This window comes from Nocardia nova (assembly GCF_002933465.1).
Lineage (GTDB): Bacteria > Actinomycetota > Actinomycetes > Mycobacteriales > Mycobacteriaceae > Nocardia > Nocardia nova_B.
In genome coordinates this window covers 69,452-84,329 of sequence record NZ_PSZE01000030.1, presented here as the reverse complement: position 1 = coordinate 84,329, position 14,878 = coordinate 69,452, and the positions used below count along the sequence as shown (strand labels likewise).

The window sequence follows — 14,878 nt, the reverse complement described above, 5'->3', positions numbered from 1 at the left end:
GAGATCTACACCTATTGAGTCGTCGGCAGCGTCAGATGTGTATAAGAGACAGCTCCTGCCGCCTCCCCCGCGCACACCGGCCCCGGCTTCATCGCCGCTCCACTCGACCCCGCTCAGGTTCCCGGCGCCGACCCGGCCGCCCCGGCCCTGTCCCCCGGTGCCGTACCACCGGATATGGCCGATCAGGTCGGTGCGGAAGTCAAGGAATTGACCCGGGATACCCCGTTCAGCATGGTCGCGCTGACCGCGAAGGAACTGGCCGACACCACCTCTCTGATCCGCGCCCAGCAGGCCGACGGCTCCTGGGGACCGTGGTTCCCGGCCGATCGGGTCGACACCGATCGCAGCGATCACGCGGCCGCCCCCGCCCGGACCGGCACCGAACCGATCTACGTCGGCGAGACCAAGGCGGTTCAGATACTGACCACCCACAAGGCGATCACCACGGCCCCCGGCCGCTCCGACGACCCGGCGCAGCAGGCCGCGTCGCAACTCTCGGCGGTGCTGATCAATCCCGGGCGCGGCGCGATCGACGACAATCTGGCCTCGGTCGCCGCGCCGCTGCCGGGCGGCGGGCCGAAGGTGATCAGCCGCGCGCAGTGGGGCGCCGACGAATCGCTGCGCTGCGAGGAGCCCACCTACGACGACGGGCTGGGCGGAATCACCGTGCACCACACCGCCGGGCGCAACGACTACACCAAAGCCGAATCCGCGGGCATCGTGCGCGCGATCTACGCGTATCACGCCAAGACGCTGGGCTGGTGCGATATCGGCTACAACGCACTGGTCGACAAGTACGGTCAGATCTTCGAGGGCCGCTACGGCGGGCTGGACCGCCCGGTCGAGGGGGCGCACGCCGGAGGGTTCAACGAGAACACCGCGGGCGTGGCGATGATGGGCGATTTCGAGACCGAACCGCCCAGCGACGCCCAGCTCCAGGCCACCGGGCAGTTCGTCGGCTGGCGGGCCAAGATCGCGGGACTGGACCCCGAGGGCCACACCACCATGTATTCCGAGGGCACCGACTACACCCCGTACGCCGAGGGTGAGGCGGTGGACCTGCCGATCGTGTTCGCACATCGCGACGTCGGCAACACCACCTGCCCCGGCGATGCCGCCTATGCGCGCATGGACCGCATCCGCGAGATCGCCGCGGGCGTCGCCGCCGGCACCACGCCCGCGGCTCCGAAAGATGAACGGACGCATGCGGATCTGGCGGCTCTGGCGAATCTGACCACACAGTTGCTGAGCATGGTCGACAAGAATGTCATCGCCACATACTGGGCGGGGCAGGGCGGTCCGAACGGACACCTCGGCGCCGCCTCCTCCGAGCCGACGCCGACCGGCGACGGGGGCCAGTACGCCAAGTTCGTCAACGGCTACGTCTACGCCGCGCCCGACGGTGCGATCGTCGAACTGGCAGGCCAGATCCTCGACCGCTTCGTCCAGCTCGGCGCCGAATCCGGGGCGCTCGGGACGCCTTTGCGCAATCCGTATCCGGTTCCCGGCGGTCAGCGGGCCGATTTCCGGCTCGGGTCGCTGATCCTCAACACCGCCACCGGTGTCGTCACCACCCTGCTGAAACACGGTGGGGCACAACCCGGCCCGGCGGGCGAACCGATTCCGCAGGCATTGCCCGCCGCGCAGGCCCCGGCCCCACAGACGGCTCCGGACGCGCCCGCGGCCGGCCCTTCCGATCCGCAAGCGCCGACCACGCCCCAACCGGCACCCGATGCGCAAGCAGCGCCGGAGGCGCCGCCGGCCCCCGCGCCGGAGGCGCCGCCGGCCTCAGCTCCCGAGGCGCCGAACCCGGCCGCACCCGCACCGGCTGGGCCGGTTCCAGCCGCACCGGCCGCGGCCGAGTCCGCTGCGGCGGCGCCGTCGCAGCCCATTCCGCCCGCCCCCGCCGGCTGAGGGCCGAGTGGGGAACGCCCCTAGCTCTCCCACCAGCGCTCGAGCACCCGCGCGACGCCGTCCTCCGCATTGGAGGCGGTGATCTCGTCGGCGGCGGCCTGGGCTTCGGGGTGGCCGTTGCCCATCGCCACGCCGTGGCCGGCCATGCGAAGCATCGGCACGTCATTGGGCATATCGCCGAAGGCCAGGATCGCCGCCGGGTCCACCCCGAGCCGCTCGGCGACCACGCTCAGGCCGGCGGCTTTGGTGATACCGGGCGCGGACAGTTCGATGAGCCCGTTGTTGGTGGAATAGGTGATGTCGGCGCGCCCGGTCAGGTGGGGTTCCAGGGCCGACTGCATCTCAGCGCTGGGCGTTCCCCGCAGCCGGATCAGCATCTTGATCGCCGGCGCCGAGATGACCTCCTGCCGCGACACCTGGGTGTCGTCCGGATTCAGCCAGGCGTGCTCGTACTCGGGTGAGCTGACGAATTGCGGCGTCGCGGCATCGTGCGCGCTGCGGCCGACGCGCTCGGCGGCCAGCCCGCAGCCGGGCAGCACGCGCTCGGCGAGGTCGGCGATCCACGCCAGACTCTCCACATCCAGTGTGCTGGTGTGCAGGATGCGATCGGCGGCGCTGTCGTAGATCACCGCGCCGTTGCCGCAGACACACAGCGGAGGAAAGCCCAGGCCCTCGACCACCGGATCGATCCAACGCGGCGGACGGCCCGTGGCCAGCACGAACGGCACTCCGTCGGCGATCAGCGCGGCCACCGCGGTACGGGTGCGCGGCGTCACCCGTTCCCATTCGTCGAGCAGCGTGCCATCGACATCGGTGGCCACCATCTTCGGCTTCGGCAGACGCGTCACCTATTCCATCCTGCCCGAAATTCCGGCGCGGCTGTAATCATTTGCCCGCGCCCCGCCTGCGAGTGGGCCGGAAGTGGTGCACGATGTCACCGGTGGACTCGAGACCATTCCCTATGATCAGGGGCTAGTAACCGACCCGAGGGGACCGATGACCGGCTTTCTGCTACGACGTGCGCTCAACTATGTCGTGCTGCTGGCGCTGGCGTCGTTCCTGGCCTTCAGTCTGGCGTCGCTGACATTTCGCCCGCTGGACAGCCTCGAACAGCGCAATCCGCGACCGCCGCAGTCGGTGATCGATGCCAAGGCCCACGAACTGCATCTCGACCAGCCGATCCCGCAGCGCTACCTCACCTGGGTCGGCGGCGTGGTGCACGGCGACTTCGGCACGACCCTGACGGGGCAGCCGGTCAGCCAGGAACTGCCGCGCCGGATCGGGGTCAGTCTGCGGTTGCTGATCGTGGGCTCGGTCGTCGGAACGGTCCTCGGTGTGCTGATCGGCGCGGCCGGTGCGATCCGGCAATATCGGTTCAGCGATTACTTCACGACGATTGTTTCCCTGCTGGTGCTCAGCACGCCCATCTTCCTGTTGGCCACTCTGCTGAAATACGGTGCGCTGGAAATAAATTCGGCCGCGGGACAGCAGATATTCCTGTATACCGGTGAAACCTCGGCCAATGCCGTGCACGGTGGGTGGAATCAGTTCGTCGACCGAGTGCAGCACATGATCGTCCCGAGCCTCGGCCTCGCCCTGGGCGCGATGGCCAGTTACAGCCGCTACCAGCGCAACGCCATGCTCGATGTGCTGCAGAGCGATTTCATCCGCACCGCGCGGGCCAAGGGACTCACCCGCCGCCGTGCGCTGTACAAACACGGCCTGCGCACCGCGCTGATTCCGATGGCGACCCTGTTCGCCTACAGTTTCGGCGCGCTGATCACCGGCGCCACCTTCACCGAGAAGATCTTCGGCTGGCACGGCGTCGGCGAATGGCTCGTCGACGGGATCAACGCGCAGGACATTTACATCGTGGTGACCGTCACGGTGTTCGCGGGATTCGTGGTGCTGGTTTCGGGCCTGCTGTCCGACATCGTGTATGCGATTCTGGACCCGCGAGTGCGGGTCGGATGATCGGGGCGACAAGGTGACCGAAACCGAGATCATCGCGCAAGGCGCGCCGGAACCCGCTGCGGCCGGACGCCGAAAGCTGGTGTGGCGCCGGTTCCTGCGCAACAAGCCCGCCGTCGTCGGCGCGACCGTGCTGATCGTCATGCTGATCGGCGCCTTCGCGATTCCGCCGTTCCTGTCCTACGACTATCAGCAGCGCGACCCGTACGCACTGCTGCAACCCCCGTCGCCGCAGCATTGGTTCGGAACCAACGAGATCGGCCAGGACATGCTGGCCCAGACCTTGCACGGTTTGCAGAAATCGCTGATCATCGGCATCTGCGTGGCCGTGCTGACCTCGCTGATCGCGGTGACCGCGGGGTCGATCGCGGGTCTGCTCGGCGGCTGGACCGACCGCGCGATCATGTGGCTGGTCGATCTGCTGCTGGTGGTGCCCAGCTTCATCATCATCGCGATCTTCGCCCCGCGCACCAAGGGCAGCAGTTCGATTCTGCTGCTCATCGTGCTGCTGGCGGGATTCAGCTGGATGATCAGCGCCCGCATCGTACGCGGCTTGACGCTGAGCTTGCGCGAACGCGAATTCGTCCGCGCGGCGCGATATATGGGAGCTTCGACGCGTTCGGTGATCGTCACCCACATCGTGCCGAACATCGCATCCATTCTGATCATCGACACCACTCTCGCCGTCGGCGCGGCGATCATGTCCGAGACGGGTTTGAGCTTCCTCGGATTCGGTGTGCAACCGCCGGATGTGTCACTGGGCTCGCTGATCGCCTTCGGCACCAAATCGGCCTTGACCTTCCCGTGGTTGTTCCTGTTCCCGGGTGGTTTCCTGATCGCGATCGTGCTGTGCGCCAACCTCGTCGGCGACGGCCTGCGCGACGCCTTCGACCCGAGCTCCAAGGGTGCGCGGGCGGGCCGCAAGGGCGCGAAGGACAACAAGCCGCGCCGCGGAAAGCCGGCGGGTACGTCCGGTTCCGGTGCGGATGATCAGTCGGACAAGAGGGTTGAAGCGGCATGACCGATCGCACCATCGAATCCGCCGGCCGTGCGGACTCGCGCCGCAGCACGACCGCGCCGCTGCTGGAGGTGTCGGACCTGCATGTGTCCTTCCCTGGCGAGGAGGGCCGCATCGACGCGGTGCGCGGAGTGAACTACACCGTCGCCGACGGTGAGGTGCTGGCCATCGTCGGCGAGTCGGGTTCCGGTAAATCGGTGTCTTCGCTGGCCGTGATGGGGCTGCTGCCCGATCAGGCCCGCATCCGCGGCTCGATCCGCCTGCGGGGCCGGGAGTTGCTCGGCATGGGCGACAAGCAGCTTTCGGCGCTGCGCGGGACGCGCGTCAGCATGGTCTTTCAGGACCCGCTCTCGGCACTCACGCCCGTCTACCGGGTCGGTGATCAGATCGCCGAAGCCCTGGTCGCCCACAAGAAGATGAGCAAGTCGCAGGCCGCGCATCGGGCCGTGGAGTTGCTCGATCTGGTCGGTATTCCCGAACCGGCGGTGCGCGCCAAGGCTTTTCCGCACGAATTCTCCGGCGGTATGCGCCAGCGCGTGGTGATCGCGATGGCGATCGCCAACGATCCCGAACTGATCATCTGCGACGAACCCACCACCGCCTTGGATGTGACGGTGCAGGCGCAGATCCTCGACCTGCTGCGCAAGGCGCGCGACATCACCGGTGCCGGCGTCATCATGATCACCCACGACATGGGGATCGCGGCCACGCTGGCCGACCGCGTGGCGGTGATGTACGCCGGGCGGATCGTCGAAAACGCCCCGGCCGCAGAGCTGTTCAACTCGCCGCGGATGCCGTACACCGTCGGCCTGCTCGGTTCCATCCCGCGGATGGACGGTCCGGCCCGGGCGCCGCTCATCCCGATCGTGGGTACTCCTCCGCCGATGCACGACCTGCCGCCGGGGTGTCCCTTCGCGCCGCGCTGCCCGGTCTCGATCGAGGACTGCCTGGTCGCGGAGCCGCCACTGCGGGAAACCGCGCCCGCGCACCGGGCGGCCTGCATCCGCACCGCCGAGGTGGGGACCGCGGACCTGTTCGCCGCCTACCGCCACGACACGGACGGTGTCGCCGCACCGGAACCCGCCGATTCCGATGTGGTGCTGCGGGTTTCGGGTCTGACCAAGACGTTTCCGGTCACCTCCGGTGTGGTTTTCAAACGCCGCACCGGTGAGGTGCGCGCGGTCGACGGCATCGACTTCGCGGTGCGCAAGGGACGCACTCTCGCGCTCGTCGGTGAATCCGGATCCGGGAAATCGACGACGCTGAGCCAGATCATGGACCTCGTGCAGCCTCAGGCGGGCACGATCGAGGTATTCGGCGAGGATGTCGCGACGCTGAGCAAGCAGCGCAAACGCGATATCCGCCGCAAGTTGCAGATCGTGTTCCAGGATCCGTCGTCCTCGCTGGATCCGCGCCTGCCGATTTTCGACGCCCTGGCCGAGCCGTTGCGCGTCGACGGCCGGTCCCGCGCCGAAATCCGCAAGCGGGTACCGGAATTGCTGAAGCAGGTCGGACTGCGCGCCGAACACGCCGACCGCTATCCGGCCGATTTCTCGGGCGGGCAGAAGCAGCGCATCAATATCGCGCGGGCGATGGCGCTGGACCCGCAACTGCTGGTACTCGACGAGCCGGTGTCCTCGCTCGACGTTTCCATTCAGGCCGGGGTGCTGAACCTCCTGCGGGATCTGCAGGCCGAACGTGGACTGTCGTATCTGTTCGTCTCCCACGACCTTTCGGTGGTCCGCAACCTCGCGCACGACATCGCGGTCATGTATCGCGGCAAGATCGTCGAATCCGGTCCGGCCGAGCAGATTTTCGCGGCGCCGCAGCACGAGTACACCCGCGCGCTGATCGACGCGGTTCCGCTTCCAGTCGTCGCACGCTAGGAGTTCGTCGTGAGGATATGTTCGCGGACACTACGTTCGGCCGCTGTCGTGGTGGTGGCCGGGCTGGCTGTCGCGCTGGCCGGCTGCACATCCTTGAACACCGCGAACGGACCCGCGACCCTCGGAACCGCCAACGACATCAATCCGCAGCCGCGCGATGCGGTGCGCGACGGCGGCAACCTGCGGCTGGCGATCAGCGGATATCCGGCCAATTGGAATTCCCTGTCCATCGACGGCAACGAGTTGGAGACCGGGGAGGTGCTGTGGCCGTTGATGCCGCGGTCGTACCTGATCGACGCGACCGGCCAATTGACGATCAACAAGGACTATTTCACCGATATCCAGCTCACCGGCACCGATCCGCAACAGGTCACCTACACCATCAATCCCAAGGCGGTGTGGAGTGACGGATCACCGATCACCTGGGAGGACATCGCCTCCCAGGCCCATGCGCTGTCGAGTGTGGACACACGCTATCTGATCGCGATCAACAACGGATTCGATCGGGTCGACAAGGTTGAACGCGGAGTCGACGACCGACAGGCCGTGATCACCTTCAAACAGCATTACGCGGATTGGCGCGGTCAGTTCGCCGGAAACGCGATGCTGTATCCGAAATCGGTCACCGCCGACCCGGATACCTTCAATCGCGCGCTCGCCGGCGGCATCGCACTCACCTCCGGGCCGTTCGTGGTCCGCTCCACCGATCGCACGCAGGGCCGAATCGTGCTGGGCCGCAATCCGAAATGGTGGGGAGACACCCCGAAACTGGACACCATCACCTTCAGTGTGATGGATCAGTCCGCATATGCGGCGGCCCTGCAGAACAACGAACTCGACGCCGCACGCCTGAACTCCATCGAGGATCTGGCGACCGTGCGTAGCAGTTCCGAACTGGTCGTACGCCACGCCCCGGGAAATCTGTGGCGGCACATCACCTTCAACGGCGCGCCCGGTTCGATTCTGGCGGATCCCGCACTGCGCGTGGCGATATCGAAGGCCATCGATCGGCAGGGCATCGCGAATGCGATCGAAAACGGTCTGGTGTCCAGTCCGAAGCCGTTGAACAATCACATCTTCGTCCAGGGGCAAGAGGGCTATCAGGACAACAGCCTGCCCTACGACCCCGCGGCCGCGGCGCGCGAACTCGATGCACTGGGCTGGAAACAGCAGGGCGATGTGCGGGTCAAAGACGGCCGCCGCCTCGAGATTCGCGATGTGATGTACAACGACCCCACCTGGGTGCGGGTCGCGCAGATCGTCCAGGGTGACCTCGCGAAGGTCGGCGTGAAGCTGATCATCGCCACCCGGCAACGCCAGGGTTTCTTCACCGATGCGATGATCCCTGGTGAGTTCGATATCGCCCAATTCCAGTTCGCGGGTGACGCATTCCCGTTCGGGAGCATCCCGCAGATCTACGCATACCACCCTGATGACGAGCAGAGCAATTTCGGTCGCATCGGCTCCCCGGAGTTGAACGCACTGATCGAGCAGACCCTCAGTGAATTGGATCCGAAAAAGGCCATCGAACTCGCGAACCAGGTGGACCGCAAGGTTTTCGAAGAGGGCTTCTCGCTGCCGCTCACCCAGGATCCGGGCAACTACGGGGTACGGACCACCGTCGCCAACTACGGCGCTCCCGGCCTGGCCACCTACGACTACACCAAGATCGGCTTCGTAAGCTAGCCGCCCGTCCCGACGAAAGGAGAACGAAACCATGCGGATTCGTTCGACGATAACCCGGCTCGCGATCCCCGCGGTCGCGTTCGGATTGCTGCTGTCGGGGTGTAGTTCCGACACGGGGGTCACGGCGAGCAGTGTGGACATCGGCGGGACCAACGACATCAATCCGAAGGATCCGAGCGAATTGCGCGACGGGGGAAATCTCCGTATGGAGTTGAGCTCGTTTCCTGCGTCGTTCAACTCACTGCATGTCGATGGTGGCGACGCCGACGTTGCCTCGGTGATCAGCCCGATGATGCCGCAGACCTTCACCAGCGACGCGAAGGGCGATCTGTCGATAGATCACAACTACTTCACCGACATTCAGCTGACGAACACCAATCCCCAAACCGTCACCTACACCATCAATCCCAAGGCGGAGTGGAGCGACGGCACCCCGATCACATGGGAAGATATGCGCTCACAAGCGCAGGCCATGGCCGGTGCCGATCGCGGATATCAGGTCGCTTCCGTCAACGGGTTCGATCGCATCGCGAAGGTGGAGCGCGGGACCGACGACCGGCAGGCTGTTGTCACCTTCAGCAAGCCCTACGCCGAATGGAAGGGCCAGTTCACCCCGCTGTACCCCAAGTCGGTCACCGAAAGCACCCAGGCCTTCAACGACGCTGCCCGGAATACGTTGCCGATCAGCGCCGGCCCCTTCATGATGGGACCGATCGATCGGACGCAGAACCGCATTACCCTCGTTCGTAACCCCAAGTGGTGGGGACCCGCACCGAAGCTGGACTCGATCACGTTCAGCGTGCTGGACCACAGCGCCTGGTTGGCCGCGGTGCAGAACAACGAACTCGACTACGCCTATATGTCCGGCCTGGAACTGGTGAGTGCTGCCAAGACGACCCCCGGGGTGGTCGTGCGGCGAACCCCGGAACCGTCGTTCTCGCACATCACGTTCAACGGCGCCCCGGGCGCGCTGCTGTCGGATCCGAAACTGCGCATTGCGATTTCCAAGGCGATCGACCGGCAGGCGATCGTCACTGCGAGCCAGCACGGCATCGTGGAGAATCCGAAACCGCTGAACAACCACATCTTCATGATGGGTCAGAAGGGCTACCAAGATAATTCGACGCCGGTGGCATTCGATCCGAATCAGGCTGCGGCCGAACTCGATGCGCTCGGATGGAAGCTGAACGGCGACGTCCGGGAGAAGGACGGTCGTCGGTTGGTTCTGCGCGATGTGATGTATCAGCAGGACCAGTGGGTCGACACGGCGAAGATCGTGCAGCAGGACCTCGCGAAGGTCGGAGTGAAGGTCGACATCCAGACGGTGCCGGGCACCGGGCTGTTCACCAACGTCATCGACCCCGGCAATTTCGACCTGGCGCAGTTCAGCTGGAGCGGTAGCGTCTTCCCGCTCGGTGCGTTACCGCAGATCTATGCCTACGACCCCAACAACCTGCAGGGCAACAAGGCACGCATCGGATCTCCCGAACTCAATGCCAAAATCGATGAGACCATCTCCGAACTGGATCCGAACAAGGCCATCGAACTTGCCAATGAATGCGACAAGATGATCTGGGAGGAAGGCTATTCGCTGCCCCTCAACCAAGCCTCGGGTACGTACGCCGTGCGGGACAATCTCGCCAATATCGGCGCGTTCGGTCTGGCCACCCCCGACTGGACGAAAGTCGGCTACCTGAAGTGATGTCCGGTACCGGCCATCCCCTGGCCTATCCGGTTCTCACCACGATCGGCGCCCTGGTGACCTGCATCGCCTGGGCGCCGTTCGCCGATTCGGAGCAGTTGGCCATGTTGGCGGCGGTCTCGCTGGTGGTGTTGTCGTACAGCGGGTTTCGTCTCGCGGTGGCGTTCGGGGGGGCGCCGTGGCGCACGATTCCGGCGGGGACGTTCCGGGTGAAGCGGGTACGCCAGCAGAACCGGTTGCTGAGCCGATCGTGGCTCGAACTCGGTTCGGACGGCCGAACTCGCTGGCTGCCGGTCTATTTCGATCCGGCGCTCGTCACCTTGACGGAATCCGATGCCACCTGTGACGCCACCGTGGTCGTGAACGGCCGCCGCCTGTTCGTATCCGGCGCCGCCCGCGACGCCGAGCCGCACGGCCGCCTGATCGACAACCCGACCCGCCCGGACCCCGACGGCCCATCCCACGCGGCCGCGTCCACCCGCCTGGACCGCCGCCTCCTCCTCGACGCCCAATTCGCCGTCGTCGCACCCTTCGCCGGCCTGTTCTGGATCTACGTCGCCGGCGGCGGCCTCCCCGCCTTCGCCGGAGCGACCATGGTAGCCGCCGCCACCGCCACCTGGTTCGCCGCCATCCGCGGGTCGGATCCGAGTTGAGGGATTGCCACAGTCCCGTCGCCTGGACCGCCGATGGACCCTCACATACCATCGGGGGATGAGCGATAGTGGGGGGAATTCGCCAGGTCCTGGCCAAGATTTCTCCGTTGTGCCCGAACAGGTACGCGATGTCGGCGTCTACATCTACGGCTTGGCCGAAACACTGCACAGCGCTTTGGATTCCGCGGCCAAAGACGTTTCGGAATTGCTGACCGACAGTTGGACCGGCGACTACGCCGACGAGTTCTCCGAAGGCTGGACCGAGGTACACGACGGTGGCCGGCAGATCTTCCAGGCCCTCGCCACATTGGCCGAAAGACTCGGCATAACGGCGGAGACGTTCCAGTCGGTCGATGCGAACAGTGCGGCGGCCTTGGACATCCCGATACTGGACTGGACCTGATTGTGGCCTCGCGATTCTCGGTAGACCTCGAGCACCTGGAACACATCGTCTCGCGCCTGTCCGGACTGGCCGCCTTCATCGAGGACCACCTGTCGGATATCGAACAGCGAGTGGCGAGTTTGCAGGGCACCGGCTGGGAAGGCCTGGCCGCCCGCGCCTACGACGATGCCCACCGCGAATGGATCAGCGGAGCACGGGAACTGGTCGAAGGCGTCAAGGATATGAGTGACGCGGCCAAAGAGGCCCATGCCGCCTACACTCGTGCGCTGGAACTCAACTGGCGAATGCTGCAGAGCGGCAACAGATGATCGTCGACTGGCAGACGTACTACGATGCAGCCGCGAAATGCCGCGAATTGGCCGAGGCCATACGCACGGCAGACAAACCGGTTCACGATGCCGCCACAGGGCACTGCGACGGAATGGCTGGGGACGCTCCAGGCTGCAAGGAATGGGGACAGGCATACGACGAGGCAGCCCGCAGCACGTTGCAGGCCTGCGCCAGCCTGGCCAATGCACTGACCAATTACGGCGCTGTCTTGTACGCCCAAGGCTACCACTGGGCCGTCGCAAATAACTCAGATCCTGCCCCGCCCCAGCCGGATATCAGTCAGGTCAGCGAATACAAGGTCGTCTTGCCGCCTTCGGCCCGCGGTACCGGGATAGGGTTCGGCGACAATGGCGGTGCAAAGGCGTTCTTCGATGATCTGTTTCAGGAAGTTGTCAAATCTTTCGGCATGATTCCCAACGGGGACGCGGACAAACTGCAGCAGGCTCACGACACATGGAGGGCCTTCGCTGAGAATCGGACAATATTGGACGCTGCCGATCACATAATGCTGATCTCGGATCTATTCACCGGAATGGACGACAGTACTCACAGATACGAAATACAGCATCATCTGAACGATATACGGACGAGCGCCCAAACTGTCTCACTGGCCGCCGGATACCTGGCTCCACCGATCCAAGACTATCACGAAGCAACTACGACGTTGGCCACAGCCTGCGCCGACGCGATCAATCTGAGCGAAGGTAGCGTGGGCGTCGAAGCCGTTCCGCGACACGGCCGTTCAGGGCGCCTATTCGATGTGGGACTAGCAGAAAGCATGGCGGCGCGCGGCAGCAAGGTGTCCGTCGGCGGCACCATGGACGCGATCCAAAGTGCGTACCGGGCGAGCACAATGCCGATTGTTCTCGGCTTGTCCTCCCTCGATGCCCATTCGAAGGGGGTCGTCGATGCGTTCAAGAGTGTTCCGACAGATGGACTCAACCGGACCATAGACAGACTCTCCGTCATCATCGCAATGCGCGCGGAGATCGACTCCAGTGGGAAACCGGGTGCGCTGACCTATGAAAAGTCGCCGAAGCACGGAAAAGACCAGCGCGGCACCGCCGCACCAGAGCCGACCCATGGCCAGGAAACACTAGAGAACTCGGTGCTTATCAAGCCGACAACAAGCAGACGAGTCGGGTACGACGCCGATACCGGAGAATTCGATGTTTTCGATGAAACACACCCAGAATCGGGCATCTATCACGGACATAAGCGAAGCTGGGATCAGCTCACCCCGGACATGCAGAATGCCCTGGTGAACGCAGGTATCGTCGACAGAAAAGGTAAACCACGATGAACACGTACCAACGACTGGAACCTATCGACCGAGATACCGCTCTGAGCATGATCGACTCGGGGGTATCCGAGTCGGCCAGTGAAGCCATCCTCCGGCTTGCACTGCACGACCCCGACCTGGGGTGGGTGACCGACCGGGCACTGGAGCTGCTTGCCAGTTCTGACTGGCGTATCCGCGCGGTCGCTGCGACGGCACTCGGACACCTCGCCCGTTTGCACGGCGATATAGACAAGGAGCGCGTCGTTCCTGCCCTGCGCGCGCTTCTGGACGATGAGGCAACGGCGGGTCGGGCAGAAGATGCGCTGGATGACATCACCATGTTTGCGCCTTGAGTGCTTCCAGACCATAGCCGACCAGGATGAGCACGGTAGCGCAGGCACTAGGATCACTGCGGGTCGAGCGCGATCACCCTCGGGAGCGTTTGGCTTTCGCGGCGGCGCGGCGTTCCATCTCCTCGCGCTCCAATACCTTCGCCTGCTCCAATGTCGGTGCGGTACCGCCCAATCGGGCGGGGAGCCACCGTGCGCCCGGCGGCATTTCGTAGTCGCGCTGTGCCGCGTCGAGCAGTTTTTCCATGCTGGAACGTAAGGTGGCGGTCAGGTCGTCGGCGGGTTCGGTGGGGGGTATGGGTTCGCCTACCTGGATGTTGATCGGGAAGTTGTGGCGGCCCAGTCGTTTCGGGATGTCTTTGGTCCAGACACGTTGCGCGCCCCAGATCGTCATGGGGATGATGGGGACGCTGGCTTCGATGGCCATGCGGGCGGCGCCGGATTTGAATTCCTTCAGTTCGAAGCTTCGACTGATGGTGGCTTCCGGGTAGACGACGACGATTTCTCCGTCGCGCAGAGCGGTAACGGCGCGGGCGTAGGATTCGGCGCCGGCGGTACGGTCCACGCCGATTGCCTTGCAGTGCTTCATGAGCCAGCCGACGATGCCGTGTTCGAGTTCGGCCTTCATCATGTAGCGGACGTTGCGGCCGGATTCGCGGCCGACCAGTCCGACCTCCATGAAGTCCAGGTACGCCGTGTGATTCACGGCCAGGACCGCCCCGCCGGTGCGCGGGATGTTCTCGCCGCCGACGATGTCGATCTTCAGGCCCTGTGCCCAGAAGATGGTGCGGACCAATCCGGTGAGGACGTCGAAAACGGGCTCTCGCGTCATCGGTGAAACTCCTGGTACTACCGGGCCGACCCTGCCGTCAGGCGTCGGCATCTCCCGCTTCGGCGGCATGACGTGCCGCGCGCGCCTCCGCTTTCGCCTTCGCCTCGGCCGAGTCCATTGCGTCGGCCTCCTCCAGTGTCGGTGCGCCGCCGCCCAATCGGGCCGGCACCCAGTATGCGCCGGGCTCGTGCGTGTAGTCCTTCTGCAGGCCGAGCAGCATGTCCTGCATGGCCGAGCGCACGGTCTCGGTGAGCTCGGCGACGGCCTTCTCGTCCGCCTCGGCGGGCGGGAGGATGGGCTCTCCGACGGCGATCGAAATGGGAGTGTTGGTGCGGCCCAGGCGCTTCGGATGCCCCTTGGTCCAGACCCGCTGCGCACCCCAGATCGTCATCGGGATGATCGGGACGCCGGCCTCGATGGCCATCCGGGCGGCACCCGATTTGAATTCCTTGATCTCGAAACTGCGGCTGATGGTCGCCTCGGGATACACCCCGACCAGCTCGCCGTGGCGGAGATAGTCCACGGCCGCCTGGTAGGAGTCCGCGCCGGCCCCGCGGTCGACCGGGATGTGCCGCAGCACGCGCATGATCGGCCCGGAGATCGGATTGTCGAAGACTTCCTTCTTCGCCATGAACCGGATATAGCGCTTCGGGGTTCGCGCGGGCAGGCCCGCGTAGGTGAAGTCCATATAGCCGGTGTGGTTGATCGCGATGACCGCGCCGCCCTGCGCGGGGATGTTCTCAGCCCCCGTGACGTCGAATTTCAGTCCCTGTACGAAGAAGACGGTCCGGGCCAGGCCGATAATCGTCCGGTATACGGGTTCCACAATTCCGCTAGCGTAGTCGCTGTCA

The 14,878-nt window shown here is 65.1% G+C and carries 14 protein-coding genes; 11 read left to right on the top strand and 3 right to left on the bottom strand.

Going from position 1 to position 14,878, the window contains the following annotated elements:
- The first annotated feature begins 174 nt into the window (after positions 1-174).
- Positions 175-1,914, top strand: coding sequence for an N-acetylmuramoyl-L-alanine amidase (locus tag C5E41_RS27370; protein WP_258081293.1), 1,740 nt, complete (start codon positions 175-177; stop codon positions 1,912-1,914).
- Positions 1,915-1,934: 20 nt separating this feature from the next.
- On the opposite strand, the gene C5E41_RS27365 is transcribed toward C5E41_RS27370, so the two are convergent.
- Complete coding sequence (locus tag C5E41_RS27365) at positions 1,935-2,738, bottom strand: HAD family hydrolase (RefSeq protein ID WP_104378626.1); 804 nt, start codon at positions 2,736-2,738, stop codon at positions 1,935-1,937.
- Positions 2,739-2,910: 172 nt separating this feature from the next.
- On the opposite strand from C5E41_RS27365, the gene C5E41_RS27360 reads away from it, so the two are divergent.
- The 10 genes from C5E41_RS27360 to C5E41_RS27315 are packed head-to-tail and all read left to right on the top strand — an operon-like array spanning position 2,911 to position 13,198.
- Positions 2,911-3,888: an ABC transporter permease gene (locus C5E41_RS27360; RefSeq protein WP_104378616.1), complete on the top strand. Its 978-nt coding sequence runs from the start codon at positions 2,911-2,913 to the stop codon at positions 3,886-3,888.
- A gap of 13 nt (positions 3,889-3,901) precedes the next feature.
- Entirely contained in the window at positions 3,902-4,906 is a 1,005-nt protein-coding gene (locus tag C5E41_RS27355) for an ABC transporter permease (protein WP_104378625.1), read from the top strand.
- On the top strand, positions 4,903-6,789 hold the full coding sequence (locus C5E41_RS27350; protein WP_104378615.1) for an ABC transporter ATP-binding protein: 1,887 nt from the start codon (positions 4,903-4,905) through the stop codon (positions 6,787-6,789). Before C5E41_RS27355 ends, C5E41_RS27350 begins: the two co-directional genes overlap by 4 nt.
- 9 nt (positions 6,790-6,798) lie before the next feature.
- Positions 6,799-8,475 (top strand): ABC transporter family substrate-binding protein, encoded by a 1,677-nt coding sequence (locus tag C5E41_RS27345; protein WP_104378614.1) that lies wholly within the window; start codon positions 6,799-6,801, stop codon positions 8,473-8,475.
- Between the two features lie 31 nt (positions 8,476-8,506).
- On the top strand, positions 8,507-10,177 hold the full coding sequence (locus C5E41_RS27340; RefSeq protein WP_104378613.1) for an ABC transporter family substrate-binding protein: 1,671 nt from the start codon (positions 8,507-8,509) through the stop codon (positions 10,175-10,177).
- Entirely contained in the window at positions 10,177-10,830 is a 654-nt protein-coding gene (locus C5E41_RS27335) for a hypothetical protein (protein WP_258081292.1), read from the top strand. The genes C5E41_RS27340 and C5E41_RS27335 overlap by 1 nt, the downstream gene beginning before the upstream one ends.
- Positions 10,831-10,888: 58 nt before the next feature.
- Entirely contained in the window at positions 10,889-11,233 is a 345-nt protein-coding gene (locus C5E41_RS27330) for a WXG100 family type VII secretion target (RefSeq protein WP_104378612.1), read from the top strand.
- 2 nt (positions 11,234-11,235) lie between these two features.
- A complete protein-coding gene (locus C5E41_RS27325; protein WP_104378611.1) occupies positions 11,236-11,541 on the top strand; it encodes a WXG100 family type VII secretion target in 306 nt (101 codons plus the stop codon).
- Positions 11,538-12,866, top strand: a complete 1,329-nt coding sequence (locus C5E41_RS27320) for a hypothetical protein (RefSeq protein WP_104378610.1) — start codon at positions 11,538-11,540, stop codon at positions 12,864-12,866. The genes C5E41_RS27325 and C5E41_RS27320 overlap by 4 nt, the downstream gene beginning before the upstream one ends.
- The gene (locus tag C5E41_RS27315) at positions 12,863-13,198 is read left to right on the top strand and encodes a hypothetical protein (protein ID WP_104378609.1); all 336 of its coding nucleotides are present in this window, start codon (positions 12,863-12,865) and stop codon (positions 13,196-13,198) included. The genes C5E41_RS27320 and C5E41_RS27315 overlap by 4 nt, the downstream gene beginning before the upstream one ends.
- Positions 13,199-13,271: 73 nt before the next feature.
- Here C5E41_RS27315 and C5E41_RS27310 read toward each other — a convergent pair whose 3' ends face one another.
- Positions 13,272-14,027: a lysophospholipid acyltransferase family protein gene (locus C5E41_RS27310; protein ID WP_104378608.1), complete on the bottom strand. Its 756-nt coding sequence runs from the start codon at positions 14,025-14,027 to the stop codon at positions 13,272-13,274.
- 37 nt (positions 14,028-14,064) lie between these two features.
- On the bottom strand, positions 14,065-14,853 hold the full coding sequence (locus C5E41_RS27305) for a lysophospholipid acyltransferase family protein (RefSeq protein ID WP_104378607.1): 789 nt from the start codon (positions 14,851-14,853) through the stop codon (positions 14,065-14,067).
- Positions 14,854-14,878: the final 25 nt, after the last annotated feature.

Bases quoted from the DNA above. Each gene is read 5' to 3' on its own strand.
- C5E41_RS27360 (WP_104378616.1), top strand. From the start codon at position 2,911: ATGACCGGCTTTCTGCTACGACGTGCGCTCAACTATGTCGTGCTGCTG.
- C5E41_RS27330 (WP_104378612.1), top strand. From the start codon at position 10,889: ATGAGCGATAGTGGGGGGAATTCGCCAGGTCCTGGCCAAGATTTCTCC.
- C5E41_RS27335 (WP_258081292.1), top strand. From the start codon at position 10,177: ATGTCCGGTACCGGCCATCCCCTGGCCTATCCGGTTCTCACCACGATC.
- C5E41_RS27310 (WP_104378608.1), bottom strand. From the start codon at position 14,027: ATGACGCGAGAGCCCGTTTTCGACGTCCTCACCGGATTGGTCCGCACC.
- C5E41_RS27350 (WP_104378615.1), top strand. From the start codon at position 4,903: ATGACCGATCGCACCATCGAATCCGCCGGCCGTGCGGACTCGCGCCGC.
- C5E41_RS27340 (WP_104378613.1), top strand. From the start codon at position 8,507: ATGCGGATTCGTTCGACGATAACCCGGCTCGCGATCCCCGCGGTCGCG.
- C5E41_RS27315 (WP_104378609.1), top strand. From the start codon at position 12,863: ATGAACACGTACCAACGACTGGAACCTATCGACCGAGATACCGCTCTG.
- C5E41_RS27370 (WP_258081293.1), top strand. From the start codon at position 175: ATGGCCGATCAGGTCGGTGCGGAAGTCAAGGAATTGACCCGGGATACC.
- C5E41_RS27320 (WP_104378610.1), top strand. From the start codon at position 11,538: ATGATCGTCGACTGGCAGACGTACTACGATGCAGCCGCGAAATGCCGC.
- C5E41_RS27365 (WP_104378626.1), bottom strand. From the start codon at position 2,738: ATGGTGGCCACCGATGTCGATGGCACGCTGCTCGACGAATGGGAACGG.